This window comes from Caballeronia catudaia (assembly GCF_001544755.2).
GTDB lineage: Bacteria > Pseudomonadota > Gammaproteobacteria > Burkholderiales > Burkholderiaceae > Caballeronia > Caballeronia catudaia.
This window is the reverse complement of record NZ_FCOF02000001.1, coordinates 135,117-158,776: the sequence shown is the minus strand read 5'-3', so window position 1 is coordinate 158,776 and position 23,660 is coordinate 135,117. Positions and strand designations below refer to the sequence as shown.

The window sequence follows — 23,660 nt, the reverse complement described above, 5'->3', positions numbered from 1 at the left end:
GCTCGGATGCGGCGTACTCATGCCGCAAACGCCCGGTTATTGTTCACGTCTGGCGCAACCTGTCCCCGGCAGCCTGACCAGACCCCACATGCCGCCATCGAACGTGGCATCACGTTCGTGCGCTGGAAAATCTCTTTGAGCGCAGGAACGGCGGCGTAGGCCCCATCCGGCGCGATGGCAGCTAGGCCATCTCACAGACGCGCGGCGTCTGGCCGGACAAGACGTGTGCACCTACTGATGGTGCTTGAGTTGCAATTGCGAGGCTCTTGGCCTCCAACAGCGTACTGACGGCGATTGTAAAAACGCACTAGCGTTTCTTCAGTCGCCTATTGACGGCATGGTTAGCTCCATGCACAAGTGATGCCATTATACAAAAAAACCGTGGTTCGACTCGCCAGACTGTGCAATCCGCCATTGATTTTCGCTATGAGCGTAAGAATTGCCGGTTTTTTATGGTATTCGGGTCGGACTGCCGCGGCCGTCGCGTCTTTCGACGCACCGGTACAATGAACATTTTTACAGCCCCACTTGTACCGCCGACAGTCATATGAAAGTCATTCTCGTTCCCGTGACGCCCTTTCAGCAGAACTGTTCCATCCTGATCTGCGAGACCACCAAGCGCGCCGCCGTCGTGGACCCGGGCGGCGACGTCGACCGGATCATCGCGGAGGTCGGTCGTCAGGGCGTAACGGTCGAAAAAATTCTTCTGACGCATGGCCATCTCGATCACTGCGGCGGCGCGACGGCACTCGCGGACCATTACGGCATACAAATAGAGGGACCTCATCGCGAGGACGCGTTCTGGATCGACCAGTTGCCCGCTCAGACTCAGCGCTTCGGATTCTCGAATGCGGAGGCATTCACGCCGGCGCGATGGCTCGTCGACGGCGATACCGTGCGATTCGGCAATGAGTCGATGGACGTCTATTTCTGTCCGGGCCACACGCCGGGCCACGTCGTGTTCTTCAGCCGCGAACACAGGCTCGCATTCGTCGGCGACGTGCTGTTCGCCGGTTCCATCGGCCGCACCGATTTTCCCCGTGGCAATCACGCCGAACTCATCCGCTCGATCCGCGAAAAGCTCTGGCCGCTCGGCGACGACGTCACGTTCGTTCCCGGTCACGGCCCGACGTCGACATTCGGCGAAGAGCGGCAAAGCAATCCCTTCGTACGCGATGGAGTCGCCGCATGAACGCCAACGCGTCCGCGATTCCCGAAATCTACGTCAGCACGGACGTCGAAGCCGACGGCCCGATTCCCGGCCCGCACTCGATGCTGAGCTTCGCCTCGGCAGCCTACACGGCCGACAAACAGCTCATCGGCACGTTCTCCGCGAATCTCGAAACGCTCGAAGGCGCGGCGCCGCATCCGGTCCAGGCCGCGTGGTGGAAAACTCAGCCCGACGCTTGGGCCGCATGTCGCAAGGATTTGCAGAAACCGGAGATCGCGTTGCCAGCCTATGTCGAATGGGTCGAGTCCTTGCCCGGAAAGCCGGTGTTCGTCGCCTATCCTGCGGGTTTCGACTTCACCCATATGTTCTGGTACATGATGCGTTTCGCCGAGCGCTGCCCGTTCTCGTGGTCGGCGCTCGATATCAAGACGCTCGCCTTCGCGATGACCGGCCTGCCCTATCGAAAGGCGATCAAGCCGCGTTTGCCCAAGCATTGGTTCGACGAACTGCCGCACACGCATGTCGCGCTCGACGACGCCATTGAGCAAGGCGCGCTCTTTTGCAACATGCTCGCGGAGCTACGGGCGTCGCAGGCGGCGCTGTCGCGGCCCTCGACCGAACCTAACCACGACGCCGAAGGTAAAACCGCGCTCTGAAGGCAGCGAGTTAGGGAAACTCCCTCAGTGCGGCCGTTTTGCATTGCGTTTCTTTTCCGACGCCTCTACTATTAGAGTCAAATCGCGACCGAACGGAGGCGCAGTTGACTCTCGATACATTCTCACAAAAAATCCTGCGTCTTCTGCAACTGGACGCACGGCGTTCCGTTCAGGAAATCTCCGACCAGGTCGGCCTGTCGAGCACGCCGTGCTGGCGGCGCATCAAGGACATGGAGCAGTCGGGCGTCATTCAGCGCTATACCGCGCTACTCGACCGCGAAAAGCTCGGTCTTCACGTCTGCGCGCTCGCGCATATCCATCTGACACGGCACACGGAAGGCGGCGTCGAGCAATTCGAGCGCGAAATAGCAACGTGCCCGGAAGTCACCGAGTGCTACAGCACGACCGGCGAGTCCGATTACATCCTCAAGATCGTCGCGCCGGATATCAAAGCGTACGACGCGTTCCTCCACGATCGCATTTTCAAGATTCCCGCCGTCGCGCAGGTGCGAACGAGCGTCGTGCTTCGCGAAATCAAGTTCGACACGCAGTTGCCGCTCTGACGAAAACCTTCAGCGCGGCAGATCGATGGCCCGTTTCGGCGTCGTGGACGGCTCGAGACCGAGTGCCTGCGCGACGTGAATCTCGCGCGCGCCGATCTGCCGCCTGAGCGCGTCGAAGTCGATCGCGTTCAGGCGGGTGGCCGTATCCTCCGCACTCGATGCCGGCAACATGACATCGACGCTGAAGCCACTGCCGAGGTAATGCAGATTCAGCGCCGCGACCGGCAGCCCGTGCTGTGCGAATGCGGCGCAGACGGCGTCGCTCACAGTCGAACGCTGCGGAAAATTGCCTGGCTGCGGATTCAGAGCATCGCTTTCAGGATCGACATGAATGAGCGCATCGATGACGCGAGAATCGGCCAGGAGGTTCGCACGCGCCGATTCCGCAATGTAATGCCCCTCCGAAACCGATATCTGAGGGTCGACGAGAACATGCGCGTCGACGATTGCCAGATCTCCCATTTTTCGGGTACGAAAGTCGTGAACTTCATGCACGCCGGGCGTCGTAGACAAGATCGCGCGTAAATCGTCTGCCGTCGTCTGATCGAGCGCGCGGTCGGAAAGATCTTGTAACGCGTCCCATGCGAACGTCCATCCCATTTTCCCGATCAAAAACCCGACAACCATCGCCGCAATCGGATCCAGAATTCGAAATCCTGCGAGGCTGCCGATAATCCCCAACGCGACGACGAGGGAGGAAGCGGCGTCCGAACGTGCATGCCATGCATTTGCGATAAGCAGTGCGGAGCGAATGCGTTCGGCCGCGCGGAGCATAAAGCGAAAGAGCGCTTCCTTCGAGATGAGCACGATTATCGCAACCGCGAGCGCGCCCGCCTTTACCGGCGGAATATCCTGAAGGTTGACGATGCGCGTACCGCCGCGCCATAACATTCCGACCCCGACCGCAATCAGCAATCCGCCGAGGAATAAGGACGCCACCGTTTCATATCGGTTATGTCCGTAGTTATGGTCGAGGTCGGGCTTGGCAGATGCCTGACGGTTGGCAATGAGAACGATAAAATCGGAGACGATGTCCGCCAGCGAATGAATTCCGTCCGCAAGCAAAGCCTGGGAATGCGCCACGAAGCCTACGACGAGTTGCGCCGTGGCAAGCGCGCTATTGAGCGCAATGCTCGTCCAGGTGGTTCGACGCGCCACATCCTGTTTTTCCGATGCGCGCGTGGTCGAAAGCGGCATGTAATTTTGTCCCGAATCGTACGATTCTGGATTTTACCAGTCGGTATGTCGCAGCGGTTATGAGGCTCAGCGCCGTTGTCGCGCCGCCGCGCTGAAAAGCGGGCGGCGGACGGGAAAACCCTCTGCCAAAAGGAAAAAGGCCGCATTACGAAACGCGGCCTTTTATTACACGATGCAATCCAGAACTTACTTGCCGATGAGGAAGTTGTCGCGGTCTTGCCCTGCGATCCACTTCGGCGGCTTGCCGCGGCCGGACCAGGTGCTGCCGCTTTCCGGGTCACGGTATTTGGGCGCTACGCCTGCACGGCTGCTGCGTGCTACCTTCACGCCTTTTACGCCCCGGCCGCCAGCCAATTCCTGAAGCGTGATGCCATAATCCGCCATTTTCTGCTTGATCTCATTAAGCACTTCGGCGTATTCGCGCGACTTCGCTTCTTCAATCTGACGTTCGAGAGACTCGCGCTGTGCGAGGAGTTCCTTGTATGAAGGCATGGCAATTCCCTTAGTGGTGTGCTGACTTGCGAATCGGTGCGCTCGCTTTCAATTATCAGTATAGCCTCGGACTGGCACGCAGATTAACACAGTTCGTATTATCGCTGCATGTGCGAATCGCTATCGGAATAAAGTTTAGTGCCATTCTTCGTAACAATTGCCGAAAAATGCGAAGTTGGTTAGTACCGTTGATCGGATGTAAAAAGTGGCAATGCTTGCTTCGTGGCGGCAGCGGTTAGCATCGGATGAAAACCAATGAATAAGATATGCCGGAAACGTTTCACGGGATGACAACTTCAGGCTGAATCGCGCGCGACGCCTTAATCCATTGCGCCTGCACTGCCGCTTTGACGCTCGATAAGGTCCATAAGCGCAGCGTGCAATTCCTCGCTCGTCAGTTTGGGGTAATCGAATGTAAAACGATTGCGCGCCTCTGCAAGCAGCAAATCGAAGCCATATCGGTCTACCCCCAATAATCGAAGATGCGCTGGCCGCCTTGGATTAGCGTCGAATTCTGCGCAAAGCGATGTTTCCTCCGCCGTCGAAAGCGGCTCCAGCGAATCGACTTCATCACCGGCGAGCCAGCCCATTGCGCCGAATCCGCCGATATAGCGCATGCGCTCCACCGACATCACCCAGAACGAGAAATCGCCGAGTTGCAGATAGCGCTCCGCGTCCGGGTGATAACGCAGATAGCGGCGCGCGAGTTCGCCGCTATCTTCCGGCGCGACGGGCGCAAAGCTGCCGAGCAGCGTCAGACGCTGCCCTTCCAGCACTCCGCCATCCGCCGCATCCGCGACGAGAAAGCCGGCCCGCGCGTCGGCGTGAAGGTTACGCGTGTGCTCGGCGAGACGGCTGATGAGCAGCATCGGCATGTGGCGTGCCGTCGGCGCGAACGGCAGCGCCGTCGGATACGGAAAGCCCTGCGGCTCGCGTGAATGCGTGGCGAGCGTCCCCTCGGCCACGCGATGCAGCAAATGAAGCCGCGCTTGCGACGGAATCTTCATCCAGCCCTCGCGCGGTCATCAATGGTCGGACGATGTTAATGCAGCGCGCGCGAGCGTGTCTCCTGGCCGTTCGATAGAATCGAAAGCCTTCGCGTCCGATGGCATCATCGACGGCTGCCCTTGTTTTTCACGCAATCTTTCCAACGACGGTTTCCCCCGTGTCCGACTCGACTACCGCCTCCGCTGCCTGCGAATCCAATCCGACGCTCGCGTTGCATCGCAGCCTTCCCCATGCCACGCGCGCCCGCGCCCGCCATGCGACGATGGCCGTGTTCTTCATCGCGGGCATGATGTACGCGTCGTGGGGCGTGCACGTGCCGACCGTGCGCGACAAGTTCGCGTTGAGCCCGGGCATGCTGTCCTTCGCGCTGCTCGCGGTCGCGGGCGGCTCGATCTTCGCGATGCTGACCACCGGTTCGTGGATCGCGCGCGCCGGCACGCGCACCGCATGCATGGCGGGTGGCATCACCATGATGCTGTGCGGCGCGCTGATCCTCGTGACGCCTCATTACTGGATGCTGCTCGTCGTGCTCGCGATATTCGGCTTCGGCATGGCGACGCTCGACGTCGCGATGAACGCCGAAGCGAGCGCCGTCGAACAGGCGCTGGCCCGCCCGATCATGTCGTCGCTGCACGGCATGTTCAGCATCGGCGGCATGGCGGGCGCGGCCGCGGGCGGCGCGCTGCTCGCGCACGGGCTCGCGCCCGCCGCGCATCTCGCGCTCGCGTCGGGCGTGAGCCTGCTGGTCCTGCTCGTGTCGATGCCCGCGGTGCTGCCGCACGTGCCGCATCACGACGAGCACGCGAAGGCGTCGTCGTCGAACCGCTGGCGCTCGGGCGCGTTATGGGCGCTCGGCGGACTGGCGCTCGTCGCGTTGATCGCGGAAGGCGCGATGTACGACTGGGCCACCGTCTATATGCGCGATGTGGTCGAAGCCACGCCGTCGGTGTCGAGCGCGGCCTACGCCGCATTTTCGGGCGGCATGGCGGCCGGGCGCTTCGGCGGCGACGCGGTTCGCGCGCGCTTCGGCGCGCCGCAACTGATTTTCGGCAGCGCGGGACTCGCGTTCATCGGCATGGTGATAGCGCTCGTGCTGCCTAACGTCATCGTCACGATGACGGGCTTCACGCTGATGGGCTTAGGTCTCGCGAACATGATGCCGGTGCTGTTCGCGGCGGCGGCGCGCGTCGAAGGCGTGACCGCGGCCGAAGGGCTCGCGCAGGTCGCGGGCCTCGCCTACTTCGGTCTGCTGTTCGGGCCCGTGCTGATCGGCGGCGTCGCGCAGATCAGCAATCTGCCGATCGGCCTGTGCGTCGTCGCGGCGTGCTGCGCGATCATCACCGTCATCGGGCCGCGCATTCTCAAGCGGCTGAAGATATAAAAAAGCGCGCGGGCCTTTCGGCGCCGCGCGCTTTTTCGAACCACGGGGAAATTACATCTTCACGACGTCGAGCAGCGTCTTCTTGCCCTTCTTATAGTCGTACAGCGAGATCACGCCGTGCTTCAGGTCGCCCTTCGAATCGAAGCTCGTCTGGCCGATCACGCCCTTGTAGTCCGTGTTCGGCATTGCGGCGAGGATCTTGGCCTGATCGACCGAGTTCGCACGCTTCATCGCGTCGACGATGATGTACACCGCGTCATACGTGAACGGCGCGTAGATCTGGATCGGCTGGCCGAAACGCTTCTGGAACTTGGCCGCGAAAGCCTGGCCGCCTTCCATCTTCTCCAGCGCCATGCCCGCTTCCGAGCACACGATGTTGTCGGTTGCATCGCCGGCCAGGTCAGCCAGCTTTTCCGTACAGACGCCGTCGCCCGCCAGCACCTTCGCGCGCAGGCCGAGCTGCTTGGCTTGCTTGGCGAACGGGCCGCCGGTCGCGTCCATGCCGCCGTACATCACGGCGTCGGGGTTTTCGCCCTTGATCTTCGTCAGAATCGCGCGGAAGTCGACAGCCTTGTCGTTCGTCGCGTCGTGCGAGATCACCTTCAGGCCGAGCGACTTTGCGGTCTTCTCGAACTCGTTTGCGAGACCCTGGCCGTAAGCGGTCGAGTCATCGACGACGGCAACCGTCTTCACCTTCAGATTCTTCGCCGCGTAGTTGGCGAGCGCCGGGCCTTGCTGCGCATCGGTCGCGACGACGCGGTACGTCGTCTTGAAGCCTTGCTGCGTGTACGCCGGGTTCGTTGCCGACGGAGAAATCTGCACGATGCCCGCATCGCTGTAGATCTTCGATGCCGGGATCGACGTGCCCGAGTTCAGGTGGCCGACGACCGCAACGACCTTGTCGTCGACGAGCTTCTGCGCGACTTGCGTAGCGGTACGCGGGTCGGCGGCATCGTCTTGCGGGTCCAGCGCCAGCGTGATCTTCTCGCCGCCGATCGTGAGGCCCTTCGCGTTGATCTCTTCGACTGCGAGCCGCGCGCCGTTTTCGTTGTCCTTGCCCAAGTGAGCAATGCCGCCGGTCAGCGGAGCGACGTGACCGATCTTGACCGTTTGGTCGGCTGCTGCGGACGTTGCCAACGTAGCGAACAGCACGGCTGCGGCGCTGATCGGCAACAGTTTGTGAAGCTTGGTGTTCATGTAAGTCTCCAGTTTCGGTCCCAAAAACAACGTAATCGCCCTGTGCCCCGTCTTTCATCACGATCGCTCAGTCCCGTGGACGACCACGCCGGATGCATCGTCATGCACTTGGCAAGTCCTTCCGGCTGGTCGTTTGTGACGGCCGCCGTCCGCACTGCGCGCAAGTGTAGGGTTGTCAAATTAATTTAGGGAAGTTTTTTAAGATACTGGTGTCACTACCGATTAACCGCCAGTTGTGATGCGCCGCCGTTTGTGGTGGCGTTCGTGCGAAGAGGCCCTGTACATGCGGGTTTCCACGATATCGGCACGCGAAGGTTTGGCCTCATTCAAGTTCGATGAACGCGCGCCGATAATCTCTGCCCGCCCGCATCATTAAGCTGCTTTTTTAACGCTCTTTTAGCGCGTGTTTAGATCTGCTGCTCTAATAATCGCGCCGCCCGTCAAAGCGCGTGCCTGACGCCGCGTGGACCTTAAGGGGCGAGTGAAAGGGAAAGCTGGCACACTCCACCGGCCCAATCTTTCATGTACAAGGAGTTCGACGTGACCGTATCCGTAACTTCCCGCTGGATCGACATTCCCGCCGATGGCGACAGCTTCCAGGGTTATCTCGCGCTGCCTAAGACGGGCGCCGGGCCCGCCGTCATCATCCTGCAGGAGATCTTCGGCGTGAACGGCCACATCCGCAGCGTCGCCGATCAATACGCCGCCGACGGCTATGTTGCGCTCGCGCCGGATGTCTTCTGGCGCACGCAGCCGCGAGTCGAGCTCGGCTACGAAGGCGCCGATCGCCAAAAGGCGATGGAACTGCTGCAAAAGACCGATGCGAATGCCGCGGTCGCGGATGTCGGCGCGGCGGCGAAAGCGCTGCGCGCACTGCCCGAAGTGACGGGCAAGGTCGCGGCGATCGGCTATTGCTTCGGCGGCCGGCTCGCCTATCTCGCGGCGGCGCAGGGATCGGTGGATCTCGCCGTGGCTTATTAGGGCGGCGGCATTCAGAATGCGCTCGACCAGGCCGATCAGGTCAAGGTGCCGATGCAGTTCCATTACGGCGAACTCGACGCGCACATTCCCGCAGACGCGGTGGACGCCGTGCGCCAGAAGTTCGCGGGCCGCAAGGATTCAGAACTCTATGTGTATTCGCAGGCCGATCACGGCTTCAACTGCGGCGATCGCGCGTCGTACAACGCGAAGGCATCGGCGCTCGCACACGGGCGCACGCTGAGCTTCCTCGGCGAGCATCTGTAACAGAAGCTGCGTGATCGAGCGTGCCTGAACGGCGCGCTTGTCATATCAGCGCAGGCAAACCTTCGACGAGCAGAAAGGCGGCGAGCACGCCGAGCAGCGCCCCGAAGACGCGCAGCGCGTTGTTCTTGAAATGTGTCGCGCAGGGAATGGCCCCGAGAAACAGGGCGCCAGCGAGCGCCATCGGGATAATCAAAATGAAGTCGCCGATCGTGAAGTACGTCATTGTGCGTCTCCCATCGTCCTGCTTCTGGCTTTCGATCGTCGCGCGATAAGAGACCGCCTCGACGATTCGAGTATAGGCGGCTGGGCGAGATGCGTCGGCGCGACTTCGTGCGATGGAAGACTGATGCGGCGTCCGAATGCCTTGCGAAACAAGGTCTTACAGGCGCTCATTTTAAGCGAACGCGGAAAACCCTGAGTTTCTTCGTATTTCAACCGGCTTTCGATTTCACGCGACGCCAGCGCGCTCGCGCCGGTTCAGATAAGCCGCGCCCGCCAGTCCGACGAGCAGCAGCCCGCCGATCAAGCCGGCGACGCCCGTCCATCCGAACGCGGTCCAGAAGTGTCCGCCGTACGATCCGATCAGGCTCGATCCGAGGTAATACGCGAGCAGATAAAGCGCGGCGGCCTGACCTTTCGCGTGCGCGGCGAGTCGTCCGACCCAGCCGCTCGCGACCGAATGTCCCGCGAAGAAACCGAACGTCAGACATGCAGTGCCGGCGATGATCACCGGCACGGAATTCGACACGGTCAGCGCGATGCCAAGCATCATCAAGACGAGACTCGCGATCAGCACACGGCCGCGCCCGAACGCATCGGCCATCTTGCCCGACCACGGCGACGCGACGACGCCCGTCAGATAAACAGTAAAAATCGCCCCGATCTGCGTCTGATTGAGCCGGAACGGCGCGCCGAGCAGCCGGTAGCCGACGTAGTTGTAGAGCGTGACGAAGCTGCCCATCAGCACGAAGCCGATCAGGAACAGAAACGGCAAACCGCCGTGCCGCAGGTGCCCCGCAAGCGACCGCCGATGATGCGCGAACCCGACGCCGCGGCGCGGCTCGAAGCGTCGCGACGGCGGCAACAGCGAGCGAAAGGCGAGCGTAGCCAGCAGACCGAGCACGCCGATTCCGCCGATCGCGATGCGCCAGCCGAACAAATCCGCAAGGATGCCGCTGATGACGCGCCCCGCCATCCCGCCGATCGCCGTGCCGCCGACGTAAAGACCCATCGCGAGGCCGAGGCCTTCGGGATGCACTTCCTCCGCGAGATAGGCCATCGCGACGGCGGGCACACCGCCAAGCGCGAAGCCTTCGAGCGCGCGGATGATGAGCAGCGCGTGCCAGTCGGGCAGCACGGCGGCAACGACCGTCAGCACGGACGATGCGAGCAGCGACAGCGTCATCAGCCGATGACGGCTCCAGCTCTCGGACACGAATCCCGCGATGAAAATGGCGATCGCCAGCGCCGCAGTGCTCACCGACACCGACAGCGCGCTCACCGCCGGACTGACGCCGAACGCTTTCGTGAACTCGGGCAGGAGCGGCTGGACGCAATACAGCAGCGAGAATGTCGCGTAACCGGCGAACAGGAGCGCAAGCGACGCACACCAGTAGGCGCGCGACCCGCGTTCGAGATACGGCGCGGAGTCGGCAGCGCAGTCTGCGTTGCCGGGATTCGGGCGCTGCGGCGCCGGCGATGCGTTCACGTCTGAAGTCTCCGCTGAAAAGCCCTCAACGATACGCCGTTCCTAAGGGTTTTGCCTGATGCGACAGCCGCTTCCCGGCGTCGATCACTCATATTTACGGCCAGCCGTCTGCGATCGACAACATAACGCCGCGATTGGCATCGCGCCGACGCGCCGCGTTGCGTTAAAGTGGTAGCACAATCGTTCATGAATACGGCGCGTATCGCGCTTGCCGCAACAACGAAGCGGCGAACAGTCTGGTGCACGAGCCGTGAAAAGCCTGTGCTTGGTGAAAATACTTGACCGGCGCTTTACTCTCAGCCGGCGCTGAAACGGGGATTCATCATGCAAATCGGTTCGATTGTCCGCTCCGTGCATATTGCCGTGCCTCAGGGCGCGCGCGGCATCGTCATGCGCATTCTCGGCGACATGGCGATGGTCGCGTGGTATGCGGGCGAGCCCGGCGTCACCCAACTGCTCAATACGGAGCCGTTTTTTCTCGAAGACCTGATCGATACGGGCGATGTCGTGCGTCCGTCGAATACGGTCGTTCATTGAGAAACCGCTCTATACACTGATGCCGTTTGCGCCCGAGCGCGGCACAATGCCGGGATGAACTCGATCCATCCCGATTCCCACGGCGCGCCCCCGCCCGACGACGGCGACGCGCCGCCCTTCTCCGGCCTCACGCCCGAGCGCGTGCTCGACGCAGTCGACCGCGTATTGATGCCCGCCGGCGCACGCACCGATGGCCGCCTGCTGCCGCTCAACAGCTACGAGAACCGTGTCTATCAGGTGGGCGTCGAAGATGGCGCGCCGGTCGTCGCGAAGTTTTATCGTCCGAAACGCTGGTCGAACGAGGCGATTCTCGAAGAACACGCGTTCGTTGCAAGCCTTACCGCACGCGAGATTCCGGCGGTTCCGGCGCGAGCCTTCGAAGGCGTCACGCTGCACGAGTTCGACGGCTTCCGCTTTTCCGTCTTCGAGCGGCGCGGCGGCCGCGCGCCCGATCTCGACCGCAGCGACACGCTCGAATGGCTCGGGCGCTTCATCGGGCGCATTCACGCGGTGGGCGCGATCGAGCCGTATCGCGAACGGCCGACGCTCGACATCGCCACGTTCGGCCATGAGCCGCGCGAGTTTTTGCTGACGCACGGCTTCGTTCCGCGCGATGTGCGTGAAGCGTGGGAAGCCGTCGTGTCGATGGCGCTCGATGGCGTCGCGCAATGCTTCGATCGCGCCGGCGACGTGCGGCATCTGCGTCTGCACGGCGACTGTCATCCGAGCAACGTGTTGTGGACGGACGCGGGCCCGCATTTCGTCGATTTCGACGACAGCCGCATGGGTCCGGCGATACAGGATCTATGGCTGCTGCTGCCGGCCGGACGCGCGGACGCATCGCGCGCGCTGGCGGATCTGCTCGCCGGTTACGAAGATTTCTGCGAATTCGATCCGCGCGAGCTGCATCTGACCGAAGCGTTGCGCACGCTGCGTCTGATTCACTACTCGGCGTGGCTCGCGCGCCGCTGGAACGATCCCGCCTTTCCCGCGGCTTTTCCGTGGTTCAACTCGCAGCGTTACTGGGAAGACCGGATCCTCGAACTGCGCGAGCAAGTCGGCGCGATGCAGGAAGGTCCGCTCTGGGCCGTCTGAAATTTTTCGTGACACTTCACAGACTGTCAGGCAATCGCAAAGCATTGAAAAGCCTGTCGGGCCATGCAATGATAACGATTCTCATTTGCCCGCCTATCGTCGATCGCCGCGTCTGATCCGCGTTGTGCCGATCGCGGCGCGGCTTTGCCTGCCAACGCCCGAATTCGGAGAGACGCGTGAACGCGCCTGACACCCTCAATCCGCAGCCGCCGCCCGTCGCGAGCGGCTCGACAAGCTACCGCCCGCACCGTCTGGTCGAGGATGCCGAACAATATGTCCGCAAGAACCGCTCGCGCCGTTCGACCTTTCTGAAGTGGCTGCGCAAGGTGCATGGCTGGATCGGCTTGTGGGGCGCGCTGCTCGGCCTGCTGTTCGGCACGACTGGCTTTCTGCTGAATCACCGCGCGCCGCCGCTGCGCATTTCCACCGGTGAGCCGCAGGTTGCGCAATTGCAGATGCCGCTGCCCGCCGAAGGCTTCAAGACGCCGCGCGACATGGGCAACTGGCTGAAGAAAGAACTCAAGCTCGACGGCAATCTCGGCCGGACGCGACGCGAGCCGGCGCATCCGGTCGGCTGGGGCGACAAGAGCACGATGCAGCCGGAGCAATGGTCGGTGATGGTGGCATCGCCGGGCGGCAGCGTGCAGGCCGAGTACTGGGAAGGCAACAACTTCGTCTCGGTGAAACGCACCGAAAACACCTTCCTTGCGATGATGACCAACCTGCACAAGGGCGTGGGCCTGAGCGCGGGATGGGTGCTGCTCATCGATACCTTCGCGGGCAGCATCATCCTGCTGTCGCTGACGGGCGTGCTGCTGTGGACCGAAATGAACAAGCGCCGCACGGCCGGCGTGGTGATCGTGGCGGCGTCGTTGATCGCGGCGATCGTTTGCGGGTTGATCTGATCTCCCCGTTCACGCGGCGCGCCGCCCCTTCCGCGGGTTATGCCGCGTGAGCCACAGATAAAGCCCGCTTCCCAGCACGACGATCGTCAGCATATCGAACGCCGCCCAGAAGATCTTGAGCGGCATCCCGCCGAAATCCCCGAAATGCAGCGGCTGCGAGCCGAGCAGCACTTTCAGGTACCACGGCAACTCGCGTGAGTCCGTCAGTGCACCCGTCGATGCATCGACGAGGACGGGACGCATGATGCGCGTCGTGAGAATGCCGTCGCCGCGCATCCAGACGGCATAGTGATGCGGGCTCGCGAAGCGCGTCCCCGGAAACGCGACGAACGACGGAATCATGCCGGGCGCGACGTCTCGCGCGGTCTTCACGGCGTCGTCGATGGAAGCGCGGACCGTCACCGGTGGCTGGCCGCGATAAGGCGCGACCATCTGCGCGAGCTGATCGTTGCGCCAGGCCTCGAGCATGAGATCCGCAAGCGTGTTGATCGAACCCGTCGCGCCGACGAGCAGCGCCCACGCGAGCGTCAGCATGCCGATCGCGTTATGCCAGTCCAGCCACACGATGCGCCGCTTCTTTTTCAGCCGCACACGCCCGAGCCCGACTTTGCGCCAGAACGGCAGATACACGACGATGCCCGACACGATCGCCACGAGAAACACGACTCCCATCGCGCCGGGAAAGAGCTTGCCGAAGAGTCCGGCGAACATGTCGACGTGCAGTTTCAGCAGCACGAACTTGAGCGAGCCCTTGCCCGGCGGCATGCCGAGCGGCTGCGCGGTGCGGGCGTCGACAGTCGTGCTGAGCGTGTCGTCGGGCGGCGTATCGGTGCGTGCCGCGGTCACGACGATCGGCAGAAGCGGCTCGTCCGGCTCCCAGATCATGTACTGCGGCACGTGGCCAGGATGCGCCTTCAACGCGGCGCGCAGCACGTCCTCGTAGCTCGCGCGCGCATCGGCCTGCGATGCGGGCAGCGCGGGCGCTTCGATCGCATCGCCTGTCAGGATGTCGAGCTCGTGGCCGAACACGAGCGGCAAGCCCGTCAGACAAAGCAGCAGCATGAAAACCGTGCAGACGAGACTCGTCCAGCGATGCACGATCGCCCACGCGCGCAGCGCGCGCTGGCTCATGTGTCGCTGTTCGTTGCGATCGCGCGTGGCGCGTGGCGCGGCGGACGAGTCATCGGCGCGTGCTGCGGCGCGCCGGCCATCGCCGGTCAGAAACTTGCCGGACATTCGATGTCGAGTTGAGCAGAAGTAACGGGCTTCGCGTCAGCCACCTCGGCCGCGCAAATGAGAACGATTATTATATAGTCGCCCGTCGCGTACAGACGCCGTTCAGTCAGGCTTTTGTAATTTTTCGACGCCGCTCAAACGCAGCTCAAACGCCGCATACCTGGCCCTTGCCTGCGATTTCGCGCGCCGCCTTCGCGCCTTCCACCTGCAACAGTTCGGGCAGCGACACGCCGTTCTTCGCCGCCGTCACTTCCGCCAGAATCGACACGGCGATTTCCGGCGGCGTCCTGCTGCCGATATAAATCCCCACCGGCCCATGCAGACGCGCAAGCTCGGCCTCGTTGAGATCGAATTCCTTCAGACGTTCGCGGCGCGCCGCGTTATTGCGCCGCGAACCGAGCGCGCCGACATAGAACGCAGGCGTCTTCAGCGCTTCCATCAATGCGAGATCGTCGAGCTTCGGGTCGTGCGTGAGCGCGATCACGGCACAGCGCTCGTCGAGCTTCATGTCCATGACGGTGTCGTCGGGCATGGTGCGCACGATCGTCGTGCCCGGCACGTTCCACTCTTCCGTGTACTCTTCGCGCGGATCGCAGACGGTCACCTGGTAGTCGAGCCCGACCGCGATACTGCACAGATAGCGCGACAACTGCCCCGCGCCGATCACCAGCATGCGATAGCGCGGGCCGTGGATCGTCAGAAGCCGATCGTCGTCGAAGAGCACGCCATCGGTCGCGCGCGCGGGTTCGAGGCGCGCGACGCCCGTCGCCATGTCGAGCGTGCGCGCGACGAGCTTGCCGCTTTCGACCGCCGCGCACAGATCGGCGATGCCGCTGGAAAGCGTCAACGGTTCCAGCACGAGCTGAATCGTGCCGCCGCACGGCAAGCCGAAGCGATGCGCCTCTTCCGCGCTGATGCCGTATTTCACCGCTTCGGGCTGTGTCTGCTCGATGCCCCGCTGCCGCACGCGATCGATAAGATCGTCCTCGATGCAGCCGCCCGACACCGAGCCGACCACATGCCCGTCGTCACGCACGGCGAGCATTGCGCCCTCCGGCCTCGGCGACGAGCCCCACGTCTTCACCACCGTGACGAGCAATACGCGATGCCCTTCGTCGAGCCATCGCGCGCTGTTCTTCAGGACTTCGAGATCCACGCTGTCCATGATTTCTTTCCTTTCTCTTCTTTCTCGCCGCCGTTTTCCCCTTCTGCGGACGAGTCCTGCGATTCCGGCGCGGCCTCACCGCCATGCAACTGCGCGCTGAACCGCTTGAAAAATTCTCCTGCAATCTTACGCGCTGCGCCGTCGACGAGCCGCGAGCCGATCTGCGCGAGCTTGCCGCCCACTTGCGCGTTCGCGGTGTAGCTGAGCGTCGTGGTGTCGGCTTCGTCGCCCGGTTCGAGGTTCACGGTCGCGCTGCCCTTGCTGAAGCCCGCCGCGCCGCCCTGCCCTTCGAACACGATCGTATAGGTATGCGGAGCGTCGATGTTCGTGAGCTCCATTCTTCCCTTGAAGCGCGCCTTGACTGGGCCGACCGCCGCCGTCATCGCGACGTTGTACGCGTTCTCGCCGTCCGCGTCGATGCTGTCGCAGCCGGGAATGCAGGCCTTCAGGATCGACGTGTCGTTGAGCGCTTCCCACGCGCGCGCCTGCGGCACCGGCAAGGTGTGAGTTTCGGTCAGTTCCATCTCGTGTCTCCAGTGTGCCGTGACAGCGCGGCCAGTTCGGGCCCGACGGCGGACAGGCTGTCGAGGTTATGCGCCGCGAGCATCGCATCGACGTGCGGCAGGATCGCGCGCACGCCTCGCGCGCGCGGCGTGAAATCGGCGAAGCGCAGCAGCGGATTGAGCCACACGAGCCGATGCGCGAAGCGCCTGAGCCGCTGCATTTCGGCATCGAGCACGTCGATGGCTTCGTGATCCAGGCCATCGGTGACGAGCAGCACCGTCGCCCGGCCGGCGAGCACGCGGCGCGCCCAGCGTCGATTGAACTCCGCGAGCGCAGCTCCAATGCGCGTGCCGCCCGACCAGTCGGCGACGTTTTGCCCGAGCGTGGCGATCGCGACATCGGGATCGCGTTCGCGCAGCGCGCGCGTCGCGTTGGTCAGGCGCGTGCCGAACAGGAATACCTGCAGGCGTTCGCGCGACTGCAACAGCGCGTGGCAGAAATAGAGCACGGCGCGCGAGTACGCGCTCATCGATCCCGAAATGTCGAGCAGCAGCACGAGCGGCGGTCTGCGCTCGACCGCCGCGCGATACTTCCACACGGTCCAGTCGCCGCCCGAGCGCACCGCGTGGCGCGCGCTCGCTTTGAGATCGGCGTGCGTGCCGCGCGATGCGGCCTTCAGTCTGCGCGTCGGCTCGGTGGCGAGCGGCAGCCGATGCGCGCGAATCTGATGCCGCAGCGTGCGCCATTCGTCGGCGCTGAGCGTGTCGAAGTCGCGATGGCTCAGGCGTTCCTGCGCGCTGAACGTGATGCGCGCGTGAGCCTCTTCCGGCTTCGATTCGGGCGCCGGCGTTTGCGATTGCGCCGCGTGCGCGGCGAGCGCATCGGCGAGACGGTTGTTGCGCTTTGGCGGCGGCATGCCGCTCGTCACCTTCGGCAAGAGCAGCGCGCGCAGCTTGCCTTCCCAGTCGGGATCGCGCCAGAAGAGATCGAAGGCCGCGTCGAAGATATCGCGCTCGTCGCTGGCGTGCACGAGCAGACAGGCGAGCGTCGCGCGAACATCGTCGCGGCGGTTCAGATCGACGTGACGCAGCGCGTCGAGCGCATCGACCGCATGCGCCGGCGACATGCCGAGCCCCGCGCCGCGCAGCAAGCGAACGAAATGCACGACATTGCGGGCGAACGGTTCCATCGTCATGGCGCAGCGGCAAGGCATCGCGCGAGCGTGTCGGCGTCCATGCGCGCGAGATCGTCCTGATACTTCAGCAGCACGCCGAGCGTGTCCTGCACCGATTGCGGATCGAGCTCCGACACCGACAACGCCGCCAGCGCACGGCACCAGTCGATCGTCTCCGCGACGCCCGGCGCCTTGAACAGATCCAGCGTGCGCAACTGATGCACGAACGCGACCGCTCTCGCCTGCAACGCACTTCCCGCCTCCGGCGCGCGGGCAGCGACGATCGCCAGCTCGACATCGCGTTCCGGATAGCCGATCCACTGATAGAGACAACGCCGCTTCAACGCGTCGTGGACTTCGCGCGTGCGGTTCGATGTCATCACGACGAGCGGCGGCGTCTTCGCGCGCACCGTGCCGTACTCCGGAATCGACACCTGAAAGTCGGAGAGCAATTCGAGCAGGAACGCTTCGAACGGCTCGTCGGCGCGGTCGATTTCGTCGATCAGCAGGACGCGGCGCGCATCGGGATTCGCGGGATCGGGCAGCAGCGCCTGGAGCAGCGGACGCTTCAGCAGAAACTCGCCGCGGTACAGCGAATCGTTCGACGGCGTGTCCCCCGACGCTTCCGCAAGCCGCAGCGCCATGATCTGCCGCGGATAGTCCCACTCGTATAGCGCGCTCGCGGTATCGAGCCCTTCGTAACATTGCAGGCGCAAGAGCGTCGTGCCGCACAAGCCCGCCGCCGCCTTCGCGAGCTCGGTCTTGCCGACGCCCGGCTCGCCTTCGAGAAAGAGCGGCCGCTGCATCTTCAGCGCGAGAAAGAGCGCCGTCGCGAGCTCGCGGTTCGCGAAGTACTGATGCTCGCGCAAGCGCGCGAGCGTCTCGTCGATGGAAGCGGGCTCGCCCTGCATCACGCCGGAAACGACATCGCGCGCTCGATCGCGCGGCCCGCGAGCACCGGAATCAGATGCGCGCGATACACGGCGCTCGCGTGCATGTCCTCGTTCAGTTCGTCGGGCTTTATCGTCACGCCGCGCGCCGATGCGACCGAAAAGTCCTTCGACAACGCCGCCTCCAGCTCCGCCGCACGGAACACCGACGACGCCGCGCCCGTCACCGCGACGCGCACGCCGTCCTTGAACTTCGCGACGAACACGCCAACCAGCGCGAAGTGCGACGCGGGATTGCGAAACTTCTCGTAGCCCGCGCGCTCGGCGAGCGGAAACTCGACGGCGGTGATCAGCTCATCGGGTTCGAGCGCGGTCTGATACATGTCGATGAAAAAATCGTCCGCGGCGATGCGCCTTCGGTCCGTGACGACCGTCGCGTTCAGCGCGAGCACGGCGGAGGGATAGCACGCCGCGGGATCGTCGTTGGCGAGCGAGCCGCCGATCGTGCCGCGCTCGCGCACCTGTCGGTCGCCGATGCGGCTCGCGAGGTCCGCGAGGCCCGGCAGCGCTTTCTTCACGTCGGCATTCGCCGCGACTTCCGCATGACACATCGCGCCGCCGATCGTGAGCTTGCCGCCATCGAGCGCGATGCCCTTCATCGACGCGATGCGCGTCACGTCGATCAGCGCCGATGGCTGCGCGAGGCGCAGGCGCATCGTCGGCAAGAGGCTCTGGCCGCCGGCGAGGAATTTGGCGTCGCCGTTCGCGCTCAACGCCGCGACGGCCGCTTTTGCTTCGTCGGCCTTCTGAAAATCGAATGAGTACATGGCGTTGTCTCCTCAGGCGTGCTGGGCGTTGTGCATCGCGGTCCAGACGCGATGTGGCGTCGCGGGCATCTGCAAGTCCTTCACGCCGAGGGGGCTGAGCGCGTCGAGAATCGCGTTGATGACCGCGGGCGGCGAGCCGATCGCGCCCGCTTCGCCGCAGCCCTTCACGCCGAGCGGGTTGTGCGTGCAGGGCGTGCCCTTCGCGGTCTCCACGGTGAAGCTCGGCAGGTCGATCGCGTGCGGCATCGCGTAATCCATGAACGAGCCGGAAAGCAACTGGCCGGTGCTGTCGTCGTAGACGCAGCGTTCGAGCATCGCCTGGCCGATGCCCTGCCCCAGGCCGCCGTGCACTTGCCCTTCGACGATCATCGGATTGATCACGTTGCCGAAGTCATCGACCGCCGTGAACTTCTGGATGCGCGTCTCGCCCGTGTCCTGATCGACTTCGACTTCGCACACATACGCGCCCGACGGATACGTGAAGTTGGCCGGATCGTAGAACGCGTTTTCGTTGAGGCCCGGCTCCATCTGGTCGAGCGGAAAGTTGTGCGGCACGTATGCGGCGAGTGAGACATCGACGAAAGTCTTCGTGCGGTCCGTGCCCTTCACGCGAAACACGCCGTTTGTGAACTCGATATCTTCCGCCGACGCTTCGAGCAGATGCGCGGCGATTTTCTTCGCCTTCGCTTCGACCTTGTCGAGCGCCTTCATGATCGCGGAACCGCCCACCGATATCGACCGCGAGCCGTACGTGCCCATGCCGAACGGAATGCGTCCGGTATCGCCGTGAATGATCTCGACGTTCTCGATCGACACGCCCAGCCGGTCCGCGACCACTTGCGCGAACGTCGTCTCGTGGCCTTGCCCGTGACTGTGCGAGCCGGTGAACACGGTGACGGAGCCGGTTGGATGCACGCGCACTTCGCCCGCTTCGAAGAGGCCCGCACGCGCGCCCAGCGCGCCCGCCACGTTCGACGGCGCGAGCCCGCACGCCTCGATGTAGCACGAGTAGCCGATGCCGCGCAGCTTGCCTTTTTGCTTTGATTCTTCGCGTCGCTGTTTGAAACCCGCGACGTCAGCCAACTCCAGAGCGCGGTTCAGGATCGTGTCGTAATCGCCGGTGTCGTAGGTGAGACCGACCGGCGTCGCGTACGGAAACTGGCGGATGAAGTTGCGCCGCCTCAACTCGACCGGATCGATGTTCATCTCGCGCGCCGCCGTTTCCACCAGACGTTCGACGACGTATGTCGCTTCCGGCCGTCCCGCGCCGCGATACGCATCCACGGGGACGGTATTCGTGAACACGGCTTTCACTTCGGCGTAGATCGCGGGCGTCGCGTACTGGCCCGCGAGCAGCGTCGCGTAGAGCACGGTCGGAATCGACGATGCGAACGTCGACAGATACGCGCCCATGTTCGCCGTCGTGTGCACGCGCATGCCGATGAACTTGCCGTCCTTGTCGAGCGCGAGTTCCGCTTTCGTGACGTGATCGCGGCCGTGCGCGTCGGAGAGAAACGCCTCGGAGCGCTCGGCCGTCCACTTGATCGGCCGCCCGACTTTCTTCGACGCCCACGTCAGCGCGACATCTTCCGCATACAGAAAAATCTTCGAGCCGAAGCCGCCGCCCACGTCCGGCGCGATCACGCGCAGTTTCGATTCCGGCAGCGACAGCACGAACGCCGCCATCAGCAGGCGCTCGACGTGCGGGTTCTGGTTCGACACGTAGACCGTGTAGCTGTCGTCGTGCTTCGAAAAGCTCGCATTCACCGCGCGCGGCTCGATCGCGTTCGGCACCATGCGCTGATTGACGATATCGAGCGTCGTCACGTGCGCGGCCTGCGCGAACGCGGCGTCGGTCGCGGCCTTGTCGCCGTGACCCCAGTTGAAGCAGACATTGTTCGGCACGCTGTCGTGCACGAGCGGCCGGCCGGCGTCCGACGCGGTGCCGGTATCGACCGTTGCGGGCAGTTCGTCGTAATCGACCTCGATGAGTTCGACCGCGTCTTTCGCTTCCTTCACCGATTCCGCGACGACCAGCGCCACCTGATCGCCCACGTGCAGCACCTTGTCGTGCGCGATGACGGGATGCGGCGGCTCGTGCATCGGCGAGCCGTCGATGCTGTGGATCAGCCAGCCGCACGGCAGGCCGCCGACGTTCTCGCCCGCGAGATCCTTGCCGGTGAAGATGCCGATCACGCCGGGCGACTTCGTGGCCGCTTCGGTATCGATACGTTTGATCTTCGCGTGCGCGTGCGGCGAACGCAGGAATACGCCGTAGCTTTGCTGCGGCAGGACGACGTCGTCAGTGTACTGGCCCGCGCCCGTCAGGAAGCGATAGTCTTCCTTGCGCTTGACGCCGGCGCCGATCAATTTCTGTTGCTCAGGGGCATTCATCGCGGTCTCCCGTTTAGGCGCGACACTTCGGTTTGAGAAGAAGTTCGGCTTGGGATCAGGCGCCGGCTTTCATGGCCTGCGCGCCCTGGAGAACCGCCTTGACGATGTTGTGATAGCCCGTGCAGCGGCACAGATTGCCGTCGAGCTGCTCGCGCACTTCTTCTTCAGTGAGATCGGACGATTGCGCGGCCAGCGCGCTCGCGCTCATCACCATACCCGGCGTGCAGAAGCCGCATTGCAGGCCGTGACACTCCTTGAAGGCCGCCTGCATCGGATGAAGCTGGCCGTCCTTCGCCATGCCTTCGATGGTCGTCACGTGCATGCCATCGGCTTGCGCGGCGAGCATGTTGCACGATTTGATCGCGCGGCCGTCCAGATGAACCGTGCACGCGCCGCACTGCGCGGTGTCGCAACCGATATGCGTGCCGGTGAGCCTGAGTTGATCGCGGAGAAACTGGACAAGCAGAAGATGCGGTTCGACGGTGGCGGTCACAGGTTTCCCATTGACCGTCAGGCTGATGCTAAGCGCCATTTCACTGTCTCCTGGTGAGGACGAACCAGCTTCACGCCGATGCACCTGCCTTGACTCCGCGTGAGCGTTCAGCTGGGTTGGGTGTTATGTGTTTGTGACAATGAGTAAAACACAAATCGGAAGGCCTCGCCATCCGTCGAACGCCCGTCCCAAATTCGCGCCGTGAGCGTCGCGCGGCACGCGCCGGAAAAGCAAAGCGCCGCCTCTCGGGCGGCGCTTTCACGTGAATTACGCGAGGACGAATGCGCTCAGTGCGTCACGGTTTCGCGCTTCTGCGCGGCGGCCCGAGGCGCTTCGAGCGGTGCGCGCCCGAGCACCGAGTTGCGGCGCGAATACATGAAGTAGATCGCGAGGCCGATAACGAGCCACACCGCGAACGCGATCCACGTCATCGGCTGGAGATTGATCATCAGGAACAGGCATGACGCCACCGCCAGGATCGGCACGACGGGCACGCCCGGGCAGCGGAACGCGCGCGGCAGGTCGGGATGCGTGCGGCGCAGGATAAGCACCGCGATGGAGACCATCGAGAACGCGGCGAGCGTGCCGATGTTGATCAGCTCGGCGAGCACGTTGAGCGGCACCAGCGCGCCGATCAGTCCGAAGAAGATGCCGACGAGCCATGTCGTGAGGAACGGCGTCGAGAAGCGCGGATGCACCTTCGAAAGCCGCGCGGGCAGGAGGCCGTCGCGCGACATCGCATAGATGATGCGCGTCTGGCCGTAGCTCATCACGAGAATCACGGTGAGCATGCCGAGCACTGCGCCGAGATCGATGAAGCCGGCGACCCAGTTCTGCCCCGCGACTTGCAGCGCGAACGACACCGGATGCGGATTGTTCGCGAATTGCGCGGACGGCACGATGCCCGTCACGACCGCCGCGACCGCCACGTACAGCACCGCGCACACCGCGAGCGACGAAATGATGCCGATGGGCAGATCGCGCTTCGGATTCTTCACTTCCTCCGCCGCCGACGAAACCGAATCGAAACCGATGAACGCGAAGAACATCACCGCCGCCGCGCCGAACACGCCCGACCAGCCATTGGGCATGAACGGGTGCCAGTTGGCCGGCTTGACGTGGAACACGCCCACTGCGATGACGAGCACCACGACGGTCACCTTGATCGCGACCATGATGTTGTTCACGCGCGTCGATTCCTTCACGCCGACCGAGAGCAGCGACGTGACCGCCATCATCACGAGAAAGGCCGGCAGATTGAAGAAGGTGACGTGGCCAGGCAGCGCGCCGGGCGCGGCGGTGAGCGCGGTCGGCAGCGAAATGCCGAAGCCGGCCAGCAGCGATTGCAGATAGCCCGACCAGCCGACCGACACGGCGGAGGTCGCAAGCCCGTATTCGAGCATCAGATCCCAGCCGATGATCCAAGCGGCGAGCTCGCCGAGCGTCGCGTACGAATAGGTGTAGATGGAGCCGGCGACCGGAATCGTCGATGAGAATTCGGCGTAGGCGAGGGCGGCGAAGCAGCACGCGATCGCCGCGACGATGAACGAAATCATGAGCGCCGGGCCGGCCTGCACGGCGCCGGTTCCGGTCAGCACGAAAATGCCCGTGCCGATGATGGCGCCGATACCCAGGAACGTGAGATCGAGGGCGCCGAGCGTCTTCTTGAGCGACGTGCTGTGCGCGCCGGCCAGCATGTGCTCGATGTTTTTCTTGCGGAACAACGACATTGCGATGAGTCTCCTTCTGGCGCGCGCGGGCGCCCCTTGATGCGGGAAAACCCGACATTTTATCGGAGACTCAGAGAGTGCCTAAGATCAGG

22 protein-coding genes and 1 pseudogene are annotated in these 23,660 nt (G+C 63.5%); 8 read left to right on the top strand and 15 right to left on the bottom strand.

All coding sequences use genetic code 11. From position 1 onward, the window contains the following. The first annotated feature begins 547 nt into the window (after nucleotides 1-547). The 3 genes from AWB75_RS00715 (at nucleotide 548) to AWB75_RS00705 (ending at nucleotide 2,390) form a co-directional block, all read left to right on the top strand. Nucleotides 548-1,192: an MBL fold metallo-hydrolase gene (locus AWB75_RS00715; protein WP_061122165.1), complete on the top strand. Its 645-nt coding sequence runs from the start codon at nucleotides 548-550 to the stop codon at nucleotides 1,190-1,192. Next, complete coding sequence (locus tag AWB75_RS00710; RefSeq protein WP_061122164.1) at nucleotides 1,189-1,827, top strand: 3'-5' exonuclease family protein; 639 nt, start codon at nucleotides 1,189-1,191, stop codon at nucleotides 1,825-1,827. Before AWB75_RS00715 ends, AWB75_RS00710 begins: the two co-directional genes overlap by 4 nt. A 104-nt stretch (nucleotides 1,828-1,931) precedes the next feature. Further along, on the top strand, nucleotides 1,932-2,390 hold the full coding sequence (locus AWB75_RS00705) for an Lrp/AsnC family transcriptional regulator (protein ID WP_008352298.1): 459 nt from the start codon (nucleotides 1,932-1,934) through the stop codon (nucleotides 2,388-2,390). Nucleotides 2,391-2,399: 9 nt separating this feature from the next. Here the strand turns inward: AWB75_RS00705 and AWB75_RS00700 are convergent, their stop codons facing one another. From AWB75_RS00700 to AWB75_RS00690, 3 genes are all read right to left on the bottom strand, one after another. Continuing rightward, nucleotides 2,400-3,587 (bottom strand): cation diffusion facilitator family transporter, encoded by a 1,188-nt coding sequence (locus AWB75_RS00700; RefSeq protein WP_061122163.1) that lies wholly within the window; start codon nucleotides 3,585-3,587, stop codon nucleotides 2,400-2,402. A gap of 186 nt (nucleotides 3,588-3,773) precedes the next feature. Next, on the bottom strand, nucleotides 3,774-4,079 hold the full coding sequence (locus AWB75_RS00695) for an H-NS histone family protein (RefSeq protein WP_061122162.1): 306 nt from the start codon (nucleotides 4,077-4,079) through the stop codon (nucleotides 3,774-3,776). 320 nt (nucleotides 4,080-4,399) lie between these two features. Next, the gene (locus AWB75_RS00690; RefSeq protein ID WP_061122161.1) at nucleotides 4,400-5,086 is read right to left on the bottom strand and encodes a HugZ family pyridoxamine 5'-phosphate oxidase; all 687 of its coding nucleotides are present in this window, start codon (nucleotides 5,084-5,086) and stop codon (nucleotides 4,400-4,402) included. A 158-nt stretch (nucleotides 5,087-5,244) separates the two neighbouring features. Here AWB75_RS00690 and AWB75_RS00685 point away from each other — a divergent pair, with 158 nt between their 5' ends. Beyond that, entirely contained in the window at nucleotides 5,245-6,468 is a 1,224-nt protein-coding gene (locus AWB75_RS00685; RefSeq protein ID WP_061122160.1) for an MFS transporter, read from the top strand. 51 nt (nucleotides 6,469-6,519) lie between these two features. Here AWB75_RS00685 and AWB75_RS00680 read toward each other — a convergent pair whose 3' ends face one another. Continuing rightward, nucleotides 6,520-7,665: a branched-chain amino acid ABC transporter substrate-binding protein gene (locus AWB75_RS00680; protein ID WP_061122159.1), complete on the bottom strand. Its 1,146-nt coding sequence runs from the start codon at nucleotides 7,663-7,665 to the stop codon at nucleotides 6,520-6,522. A 522-nt stretch (nucleotides 7,666-8,187) separates the two neighbouring features. Here AWB75_RS00680 and AWB75_RS00675 point away from each other — a divergent pair. Further along, nucleotides 8,188-8,910: pseudogene (locus AWB75_RS00675) on the top strand (dienelactone hydrolase family protein). A 40-nt stretch (nucleotides 8,911-8,950) separates the two neighbouring features. Here the strand turns inward: AWB75_RS00675 and AWB75_RS00670 are convergent. After that, a complete protein-coding gene (locus AWB75_RS00670) occupies nucleotides 8,951-9,133 on the bottom strand; it encodes a hypothetical protein (protein ID WP_016346751.1) in 183 nt (60 codons plus the stop codon). Nucleotides 9,134-9,358: 225 nt separating this feature from the next. Continuing rightward, complete coding sequence (locus tag AWB75_RS00665; RefSeq protein WP_061122158.1) at nucleotides 9,359-10,618, bottom strand: MFS transporter; 1,260 nt, start codon at nucleotides 10,616-10,618, stop codon at nucleotides 9,359-9,361. 324 nt (nucleotides 10,619-10,942) lie between these two features. On the opposite strand from AWB75_RS00665, the gene AWB75_RS00660 reads away from it, so the two are divergent. The 3 genes from AWB75_RS00660 to AWB75_RS00650 all read left to right on the top strand — a co-directional run bounded on the left by AWB75_RS00660 (nucleotide 10,943) and on the right by AWB75_RS00650 (nucleotide 13,155). Next, nucleotides 10,943-11,155, top strand: a complete 213-nt coding sequence (locus AWB75_RS00660; protein WP_014192763.1) for a hypothetical protein — start codon at nucleotides 10,943-10,945, stop codon at nucleotides 11,153-11,155. A 54-nt stretch (nucleotides 11,156-11,209) separates the two neighbouring features. Continuing rightward, entirely contained in the window at nucleotides 11,210-12,250 is a 1,041-nt protein-coding gene (locus AWB75_RS00655; protein WP_061122157.1) for a serine/threonine protein kinase, read from the top strand. 176 nt (nucleotides 12,251-12,426) lie between these two features. Then, on the top strand, nucleotides 12,427-13,155 hold the full coding sequence (locus AWB75_RS00650) for a PepSY-associated TM helix domain-containing protein (protein WP_061122156.1): 729 nt from the start codon (nucleotides 12,427-12,429) through the stop codon (nucleotides 13,153-13,155). Nucleotides 13,156-13,164: 9 nt separating this feature from the next. On the opposite strand, the gene AWB75_RS00645 is transcribed toward AWB75_RS00650, so the two are convergent. The 9 genes from AWB75_RS00645 to AWB75_RS00605 all read right to left on the bottom strand — a co-directional run bounded on the left by AWB75_RS00645 (nucleotide 13,165) and on the right by AWB75_RS00605 (nucleotide 23,568). Continuing rightward, nucleotides 13,165-14,391 carry a PepSY-associated TM helix domain-containing protein gene (locus AWB75_RS00645; protein WP_235011918.1) on the bottom strand — a complete coding sequence of 409 codons (1,227 nt, stop codon included), beginning with the start codon at nucleotides 14,389-14,391 and terminating at the stop codon, nucleotides 13,165-13,167. 145 nt (nucleotides 14,392-14,536) lie between these two features. Beyond that, nucleotides 14,537-15,556 (bottom strand): XdhC family protein, encoded by a 1,020-nt coding sequence (locus AWB75_RS00640; protein WP_061122155.1) that lies wholly within the window; start codon nucleotides 15,554-15,556, stop codon nucleotides 14,537-14,539. Continuing rightward, complete coding sequence (locus tag AWB75_RS00635; protein WP_061122154.1) at nucleotides 15,529-16,080, bottom strand: CoxG family protein; 552 nt, start codon at nucleotides 16,078-16,080, stop codon at nucleotides 15,529-15,531. Before AWB75_RS00635 ends, AWB75_RS00640 begins: the two co-directional genes overlap by 28 nt. After that, nucleotides 16,071-17,255 (bottom strand): vWA domain-containing protein, encoded by a 1,185-nt coding sequence (locus AWB75_RS00630; protein ID WP_235011917.1) that lies wholly within the window; start codon nucleotides 17,253-17,255, stop codon nucleotides 16,071-16,073. The genes AWB75_RS00635 and AWB75_RS00630 overlap by 10 nt, the downstream gene beginning before the upstream one ends. After that, on the bottom strand, nucleotides 17,252-18,145 hold the full coding sequence (locus tag AWB75_RS00625; protein ID WP_061122152.1) for an AAA family ATPase: 894 nt from the start codon (nucleotides 18,143-18,145) through the stop codon (nucleotides 17,252-17,254). The genes AWB75_RS00630 and AWB75_RS00625 overlap by 4 nt, the downstream gene beginning before the upstream one ends. Beyond that, nucleotides 18,145-18,951, bottom strand: a complete 807-nt coding sequence (locus tag AWB75_RS00620; protein WP_061122151.1) for an FAD binding domain-containing protein — start codon at nucleotides 18,949-18,951, stop codon at nucleotides 18,145-18,147. The genes AWB75_RS00625 and AWB75_RS00620 overlap by 1 nt, the downstream gene beginning before the upstream one ends. Nucleotides 18,952-18,963: 12 nt before the next feature. Then, on the bottom strand, nucleotides 18,964-21,345 hold the full coding sequence (locus AWB75_RS00615) for a xanthine dehydrogenase family protein molybdopterin-binding subunit (protein ID WP_061122150.1): 2,382 nt from the start codon (nucleotides 21,343-21,345) through the stop codon (nucleotides 18,964-18,966). Nucleotides 21,346-21,400: 55 nt separating this feature from the next. Next, nucleotides 21,401-21,877 carry a (2Fe-2S)-binding protein gene (locus tag AWB75_RS00610; RefSeq protein ID WP_061122149.1) on the bottom strand — a complete coding sequence of 159 codons (477 nt, stop codon included), beginning with the start codon at nucleotides 21,875-21,877 and terminating at the stop codon, nucleotides 21,401-21,403. A gap of 248 nt (nucleotides 21,878-22,125) precedes the next feature. Continuing rightward, a complete protein-coding gene (locus tag AWB75_RS00605; RefSeq protein WP_061122148.1) occupies nucleotides 22,126-23,568 on the bottom strand; it encodes an amino acid permease in 1,443 nt (480 codons plus the stop codon). Between the last annotated feature and the right edge of the window lie 92 nt (nucleotides 23,569-23,660).

Excerpts from the sequence above, each read along its gene's own strand:
- AWB75_RS00715 (WP_061122165.1), top strand. The coding sequence starts at position 548 with ATGAAAGTCATTCTCGTTCCCGTGACGCCCTTTCAGCAGAACTGTTCC.
- AWB75_RS00710 (WP_061122164.1), top strand. The coding sequence starts at position 1,189 with ATGAACGCCAACGCGTCCGCGATTCCCGAAATCTACGTCAGCACGGAC.
- AWB75_RS00700 (WP_061122163.1), bottom strand. The coding sequence starts at position 3,587 with ATGCCGCTTTCGACCACGCGCGCATCGGAAAAACAGGATGTGGCGCGT.
- AWB75_RS00695 (WP_061122162.1), bottom strand. The coding sequence starts at position 4,079 with ATGCCTTCATACAAGGAACTCCTCGCACAGCGCGAGTCTCTCGAACGT.
- AWB75_RS00690 (WP_061122161.1), bottom strand. The coding sequence starts at position 5,086 with ATGAAGATTCCGTCGCAAGCGCGGCTTCATTTGCTGCATCGCGTGGCC.
- AWB75_RS00680 (WP_061122159.1), bottom strand. The coding sequence starts at position 7,665 with ATGAACACCAAGCTTCACAAACTGTTGCCGATCAGCGCCGCAGCCGTG.
- AWB75_RS00670 (WP_016346751.1), bottom strand. The coding sequence starts at position 9,133 with ATGACGTACTTCACGATCGGCGACTTCATTTTGATTATCCCGATGGCG.
- AWB75_RS00660 (WP_014192763.1), top strand. The coding sequence starts at position 10,943 with ATGCAAATCGGTTCGATTGTCCGCTCCGTGCATATTGCCGTGCCTCAG.
- AWB75_RS00655 (WP_061122157.1), top strand. The coding sequence starts at position 11,210 with ATGAACTCGATCCATCCCGATTCCCACGGCGCGCCCCCGCCCGACGAC.
- AWB75_RS00645 (WP_235011918.1), bottom strand. The coding sequence starts at position 14,391 with ATGTCCGGCAAGTTTCTGACCGGCGATGGCCGGCGCGCCGCAGCACGC.
- AWB75_RS00640 (WP_061122155.1), bottom strand. The coding sequence starts at position 15,556 with ATGGACAGCGTGGATCTCGAAGTCCTGAAGAACAGCGCGCGATGGCTC.
- AWB75_RS00635 (WP_061122154.1), bottom strand. The coding sequence starts at position 16,080 with ATGGAACTGACCGAAACTCACACCTTGCCGGTGCCGCAGGCGCGCGCG.
- AWB75_RS00630 (WP_235011917.1), bottom strand. The coding sequence starts at position 17,255 with ATGACGATGGAACCGTTCGCCCGCAATGTCGTGCATTTCGTTCGCTTG.
- AWB75_RS00625 (WP_061122152.1), bottom strand. The coding sequence starts at position 18,145 with ATGCAGGGCGAGCCCGCTTCCATCGACGAGACGCTCGCGCGCTTGCGC.
- AWB75_RS00620 (WP_061122151.1), bottom strand. The coding sequence starts at position 18,951 with ATGTACTCATTCGATTTTCAGAAGGCCGACGAAGCAAAAGCGGCCGTC.
- AWB75_RS00615 (WP_061122150.1), bottom strand. The coding sequence starts at position 21,345 with ATGAATGCCCCTGAGCAACAGAAATTGATCGGCGCCGGCGTCAAGCGC.
- AWB75_RS00610 (WP_061122149.1), bottom strand. The coding sequence starts at position 21,877 with ATGGCGCTTAGCATCAGCCTGACGGTCAATGGGAAACCTGTGACCGCC.
- AWB75_RS00605 (WP_061122148.1), bottom strand. The coding sequence starts at position 23,568 with ATGTCGTTGTTCCGCAAGAAAAACATCGAGCACATGCTGGCCGGCGCG.